Source organism: Acidithiobacillus sp. TH-A35 (assembly GCF_057473505.1).
The window spans coordinates 1-6129 of record NZ_JBYCKR010000009.1; the positions used below are offsets into that span (position 1 = coordinate 1).

The following is a 6129-nucleotide window of genomic DNA, read 5'->3' on the forward strand; positions in this document are numbered from 1 at the left end:
AACGATGATCTCTGTCATCACAAACCGCCAATCGTCAGAAAAAAGTTACGCACCAACAGGAAAAGAGGACCCAGGACGGACCACAACACGCCGGTAAACAGCAGTACAATTAGAATGATGAATCCGTAAGGTTCAATCCGGCTCAGGGCAATACTGGCTGACGCCGGCAAAAGCCCCACCGCCACCCGACCACCGTCCAGAGGCGGAATGGGAATCAGATTAAAAATGATCAGGATGACATTGATCATAATGCCCGCCTCACCCATCAACTGCATGGGTTCACCGATATACGCCAGTGCGCCGGGGAGATGGCCGCCCAACCACAGCACCAGCGTCCAGAAAAAAGCCATCAACAAATTGGCGGCCGGCCCGGCGATGGCGACGAGCACCATATCGCGTTTGGGGTCTTTCAGCCCGCCAAAATTGACCGGCACCGGCTTGGCATAACCAAAGAGAAAGGGCGAGTGAAACAGGAGCAGTATGCCCGGCAGTAAAATTGTCCCAAAAGGATCAATATGTTTAATCGGATTCAGCGTTAAGCGACCCATGAGCATGGCGGTAGGATCACCCCGTTTCCAGGCGACCCAGCCATGGGCCACCTCATGCACCGTAATGGCGAACAGCACAGGTATGGCCCAAATGGCCAGGGTTCGGATAAATTGCGTGGCATCAGACATGGATGGAGTATATCAGCGTAATGCCCTACCCGCCTAATGCTGCAAGCGACTAAACGGCAACACTGAGACCGAGCAGCCGCGGGTCACCAGCGCCTTGACGGAGCACACGCGGCGGCCATTGCAAAAGATCCACCACCGTCGAACAGAGCACCCCACCCACACCCGAGAGCAGCACCATATCCACCTGACTCCCCAACACGTCGCAAATTTCATCGGGCTCCGTCAGCGGTGCATTGGCGCCAGGAAGTTGCAGGGTAGAGCTCATCAAGGGCTCTCCCAACTCCGTGAGCAGCATTTCACACAGGGGATTAGCGGGTATGCGCACACCAATACTGCGCTTTTTCGGGTCAGCGAGGCGCCGCGGCACATCTTTGGTCGCTGGTAGAATGAAGGTGTAGGGTCCGGGCAAGGTCTTACGCAGCAGCGCGTAGGCACGATCATCCAACTTGGCATAGTCCGTCACTTGGGAAATGCTGGAAAACAGCAGCGACAGGTCATGCTGCAAATCCAGTTGCCGGATGCGCCGCAGCCGTTCTTGGGACTCTCGTGCCGCCACCATACAACCCAAGGCGTAGCAGGTGTCCGTTGGATAAACCAGCAAACCTCCGGCACGCAGTACCTCAACCGCTTGCGCCAGCAGTCGCGGCTGTGGATTCAGGGGATGCAATTCTACACATAACGCCATGACATCCTCCTTAGGACGCAAGATGGCCTTCAACGGGCAGACACCCCGAGACACGAAATGGATACCGCCACAACTCAAGCGGGAATGATACGTCAGCCACGCCCGGTCCCGCCAGCCTTTCCCCGACCCTCGACGCGCCCCATGACAGACTGACCAAGACAGAGCCCATTGAGAGCGCTGCCACTGAGGAGCGCCCCGGCGCGCCTCCTACCGCTGCCTGCTGGGTCGTGGTGAATTACTGTGCGGACACTGCCCGCAATGTCAGGGGCGAACCCCTTTGTTGCCGCAGGGGCACCACAACAAGATGTGCGCTATAATCATCAACCCCACTGACAGAATTTTAAGGAGGCGGCAAATACAATGCCCGCAGATAACGTCCGTCCGACCTGGTCTCAGGCCGATATTCCTTACGCTGCCATTGAAAAGGAAAAGATCATCGGCAACATGGACTGGTTCTATCTATTAGCCAGTGCTTCCTTTGTAGAAACACTGTCTGATCTCTACACCCGTAACCTGGTGGAATACTATCAGGAAAATGTGAGCGCCACCATGTGGTTGCGCCAGGAATGGGAGCTCGAAGAGGTACAACATGGGCGCGCATTGCGCCAATATGTGCTCACCATTTGGCCGGATTTTGATTGGGAACGTGCTTATCAGGGCTTTGTAGACGCTTATGTGCCCTACTGTCGCACCGATTTACTAGGACCCACTCACGCCTTGGAAATGGCTTCACGCTGCGTCGTCGAGACAGGTACGGCCAGCTTCTATACGATGATTCAGGCGGCCAGCCCGGAGCCCGTACTGTGCCAGCTCGCTGCACGCATCCGCGCCGACGAAGTCCATCACTACAAATATTTCTACCAATTTTTTCTGCAATACCAAGCACGCGAGAAAAATTCACGCTGGCGCATTGGCCGTGAACTCTGGAAACGTGTAGCCGAGGTGGATCAGGAAGACAGCTATCTTGCCCTCAAAAATGCTTTTGAAGTAAAAAATCCGGGGCAGCAATTTTCCCTGGAGGATTTCTCGGCATTTCGACAACGCATGAGCAGTTGGATAAGTCGTCACTATCCTTTTGACATGGCGATGAAAATGCTGCTCAAACCGGTCGCCCTACCCCCCATGCTGCAAAAGGCCGTACTCCCCTTACTGACGCGCAGCGCACGGCGCGCCATCATCAATTAACCGCGTCACCGTGGGAGTGCTACCTGCCAGCTCCATCAATCGTCATCGCCCCAGCCACGGTCGTGCTCATGGTGCCAGTAATGCTCATGACGCCGATACCAGCGCGGAGGCGGAGGCGGTGCATAATAGTAAGCCGGTGGAGCGGCATAATAGGTGGGCGCTGGATAGACAACGCCGGGAACGCCGATGGATAAGCGCACTGCCGGGCCACCCCAGCCATCCCGATCCGCAAACGCAGGATTCGACAGCAACAGGATACCCGCACCCAACACTGTCGCCGACAGCAGAAAACGCCATTTACATTTATTAGTGGACATCACTTCCTCCGCATTCTTCTCAATAATGACGGGAGACGGTCACCCGTCGGCTACAGGGACCGTACCGTAACAGACGCATACTGTGGGTGAGGGGCGGCCGAAGATTGATGGGCAGACTCTTCCGGCGTGAGCAGCAGCCAGTCCGCCCGCTCGACATGACCCATCACCATCTGCGCGTCGCCCACCATCCGCAGGCCGTTGGACACCATCGGTCGGGCAGAGGTAGTTGTTGTTGGATCCAGTGGCGTTATCTCATGCACAAAACCCCCCAAAGCGATGAAAGGTGCGGCAATCAGTGCCGTGAACAGGGCATTATAGATGGGCTTCTTCATAGCTAATTCCTCTACGATCATTACACACCCTCACTTAAGCAGTTTTCATGCCATACCACCGAAAAATCAGCGGCGCCAACATGCAAGAAAGCCTGAAACGCCCACCCATAGGGCCACGGCCCCTTTTGTGATCATTTACCGTCAAATACGCCGCTGCAAAAAAGTTTAGCCTCAGGATCAGGTATCACACCAGGCTGTCGCCATATGCCGACGGCACATTCCCTTCTCGTTATTTTATATCGTGCAAATAACCACCTAGCAACGTGGCCAAGTGACTACAACAAGCAGCATGAACAGAAGCGCTCAGTCATCACCTGTGATAGGATAGCGCTCCACGCAACCCAATGCCCATTTATGGCTCCATAAATGGCTTCAGCAAAGGAGCGGCATGTGATTCAGCGGACGATCATTTTACCGATCAGCATCTGGAATTCTTCAAACAATAGACCTATCTTTTCATATTTATCCTGGTTAGGCACATGCCTTGTCATACTGATCTTTCCGCTGTTGGCACATGCCTCCAGCACGCCGGTGTCACAGGCCAGCGCAGCGCTACAATCGATACACCACGATTTGTCAAAAAATGTCGATTTACAGCAACTTCTGAGCTGGCAAAAAGTCGTAAGCGTGACCAACGACAACGCGCACCGGTGCATAACCGAAAGGAGCAGCAACCTCAGTCAAATAGATAAGGGTCTGGGCATACTGGGACCCGCTGCTGCCGGCGAACCAAAGAATCTCAGTGCATTACGCCTGAAACTACAGGATGAGCAAAAAAATCTCAGCGGAGAACTCGCTACCTGCAAGGTTCTCGCCGTCGCAAGCGCAGATCTAAGCGAGCAAATCAGCAAAAAACGTGATGCACTACATGACGAATTGCTCTTACGCCATGATCACAGCATCTGGAAACAGGCAATTGCCCTTCAATCCGTCCCTGCCGCTACCTGGATTGACGAACAACATTTCTGGCTCGGTCATAATGGACGTTCTATTTTTGCACAACAGAACTTACAGATATCCATAGGAATTGGTGTATTTATATTTGTGTTATTATTTATTTTACGTGCGTCCATAGCCAAAATAATTTATCGCACACTGAACTTACCTGCTGTACAACATAATTTTTATCACTATATACCATTGCTGGCTGGCATCGCTGCCGTTGCAACGGCAACCGATCTCACAGACACTCTTTCGCCCCTCGTTGCCCTCATATTAGGCACCTGGGGCGGCTACGTCTTTATCTCCATGTTACTCGCATTGGCTCTAAGTCCGTCGGGAGTAGTCAGCCGTCATTCGCCTTGGGAACCGCAGACGCTACGCCCCGCACTGCGAACCTTACGATTCATCGCTGCCTTATCCATATTTGGTCTCACCTGGATCAGCATTTCTCCCAATGATCCATTATCGCCGATAGGGCCGGCCTTTTTTGGATCCATTTTCCACCTGGTACTTCTCGGCGCAGTATTTTGGCTGGTCTGGCAGACCGAACATCGAAAATATTTCCGTGCCTATCCGCTGCTTAGGATACTCATACTCTTAGCCTTGATCGCTACCGCCATATTCACTACCACCGGTTATCGCAATCTTTCTAACTATCTGTTATTCGGCCTATTAACGTCCATGCTCGCCTTCGGCGTGGGGCTATTTTTTTCCTGGACGCTTGCCGATTTTTGGATACAGACAGCGCAAAAATCCGGGCGCTGGCAACGTCTCCTGCGCCAACGCCTCGGTCTGAAAGAAGATCAACCATTGCCCTGGATAACATGGTTCAGTGCAATGAGTTACACCGCCGTGTGGTTAGGCATAGTGGCTTTTATTTTATATGCCTGGGGTCTGACGCATACCGGATTTACGCTGATCGGGAAATATTTCATCACCGGTTTCTCCATTGGTAGCTTTCATATTCAGCCTTTTCGCTGGGTGATTGCTGTGCTCCTGCTCATGCTGCTGTTCAACATTAACACCCTGATCCAGAAATACCTGTCCGACAACTCCCGGATTATTGGACACTTGGAAAGCGGGGCCCGCCACTCCGTACTGTCCATCGTCAGATATATGGGATTTATCATCGCCGTACTGATTGCGCTTTCCACCGCGGGTGTAGCGCTGCACAATCTTGCCATCATCGCGGGCGCATTATCCGTTGGCATCGGCTTTGGGCTGCAAAATATCGTCAATAATTTTGTGTCTGGCCTGATTCTGCTATTGGAGCGTCCCATTCGTGTTGGTGACTGGATTCAGGTGGGTACCACTCAGGGATATGTGCAGAAGATGAGCATCCGTTACACCCTGATCCTTACTTTTGACCGCACTGAAGTCTTCGTTCCTAATTCTGAACTGATCTCTAGCCAGGTGACCAACTGGATGTACACAAATAGCGTGTTGCGCCTCATGATCCCCTTCAGCATTGCCCATGATGCCGATATCCCGCTGGTAAAGGAGTTGCTGGTAGCGGAAGGTCAAAATCACCCCGACGTATTGCAAGATGATCCGCGCGGCATTCCGCCCACCGCATTATTGCTGGATGTCAGCGAAAATGCACTGCAGTTCTATCTGCGGGTGTATCTGGACGACTGTAACAAGAGTTATAACGTGCAGACTGACCTGCGTGCTTCCGTGGTGGAAAGTCTGCTCCGCCACAACGTAGCACTGGCGCACCAGCAGCAGGACGTCCACATTATTCCCGGCCAGATTTTACCCACGGACGGGAATATGGCTCAGCCGACGGCGGGGCATTAACCATCAGGTTATCGCGATGGATCAGCATCGGTACATCCCCTGTCACTTCGGGATCGTCAGCCAGTTCACCACTTTTTCAGAGTAACAAGTCGTTGATTACCAAATTATCACGATGAATCAGCACATCTTCCAACACCTCAGGATCATCCGCCAGTTCATGACTCTGTTTCCGGCAGCAGCGGGCGGCGACC

The 6129-nt window shown here is 53.0% G+C and carries 6 protein-coding genes; 2 read left to right on the forward strand and 4 right to left on the reverse strand.

What is annotated here, in order from left to right; translation table 11 throughout:
• Positions 1 to 17: 17 nt before the first annotated feature.
• Both AC2VNK_RS00480 and AC2VNK_RS00485 read right to left on the reverse strand, forming a co-directional pair.
• Positions 18 to 677 carry a site-2 protease family protein gene (locus tag AC2VNK_RS00480; protein ID WP_291525563.1) on the reverse strand — a complete coding sequence of 220 codons (660 nt, stop codon included), beginning with the start codon at positions 675 to 677 and terminating at the stop codon, positions 18 to 20.
• A 49-nt stretch (positions 678 to 726) separates the two neighbouring features.
• Positions 727 to 1362 carry an L-threonylcarbamoyladenylate synthase gene (locus AC2VNK_RS00485; RefSeq protein ID WP_291525561.1) on the reverse strand — a complete coding sequence of 212 codons (636 nt, stop codon included), beginning with the start codon at positions 1360 to 1362 and terminating at the stop codon, positions 727 to 729.
• Positions 1363 to 1722: 360 nt separating this feature from the next.
• Between AC2VNK_RS00485 and AC2VNK_RS00490 the strand changes: the two genes are divergently transcribed.
• A complete protein-coding gene (locus AC2VNK_RS00490) occupies positions 1723 to 2547 on the forward strand; it encodes a ferritin-like domain-containing protein (RefSeq protein ID WP_291525559.1) in 825 nt (274 codons plus the stop codon).
• Between the two features lie 35 nt (positions 2548 to 2582).
• Here AC2VNK_RS00490 and AC2VNK_RS00495 read toward each other — a convergent pair whose 3' ends face one another.
• Entirely contained in the window at positions 2583 to 2864 is a 282-nt protein-coding gene (locus tag AC2VNK_RS00495; RefSeq protein WP_291525557.1) for a hypothetical protein, read from the reverse strand.
• 50 nt (positions 2865 to 2914) lie between these two features.
• Entirely contained in the window at positions 2915 to 3196 is a 282-nt protein-coding gene (locus AC2VNK_RS00500) for a hypothetical protein (protein ID WP_486882419.1), read from the reverse strand.
• A gap of 390 nt (positions 3197 to 3586) precedes the next feature.
• Between AC2VNK_RS00500 and AC2VNK_RS00505 the strand changes: the two genes are divergently transcribed.
• Positions 3587 to 5938 carry a mechanosensitive ion channel family protein gene (locus AC2VNK_RS00505; RefSeq protein ID WP_486882420.1) on the forward strand — a complete coding sequence of 784 codons (2352 nt, stop codon included), beginning with the start codon at positions 3587 to 3589 and terminating at the stop codon, positions 5936 to 5938.
• Positions 5939 to 6129: the final 191 nt, after the last annotated feature.

Bases quoted from the DNA above. Each gene is read 5' to 3' on its own strand.
- AC2VNK_RS00500 (WP_486882419.1), bottom strand. From the start codon at position 3,196: ATGAAGAAGCCCATCTATAATGCCCTGTTCACGGCACTGATTGCCGCA.
- AC2VNK_RS00480 (WP_291525563.1), bottom strand. From the start codon at position 677: ATGTCTGATGCCACGCAATTTATCCGAACCCTGGCCATTTGGGCCATA.
- AC2VNK_RS00490 (WP_291525559.1), top strand. From the start codon at position 1,723: ATGCCCGCAGATAACGTCCGTCCGACCTGGTCTCAGGCCGATATTCCT.
- AC2VNK_RS00495 (WP_291525557.1), bottom strand. From the start codon at position 2,864: ATGTCCACTAATAAATGTAAATGGCGTTTTCTGCTGTCGGCGACAGTG.
- AC2VNK_RS00485 (WP_291525561.1), bottom strand. From the start codon at position 1,362: ATGGCGTTATGTGTAGAATTGCATCCCCTGAATCCACAGCCGCGACTG.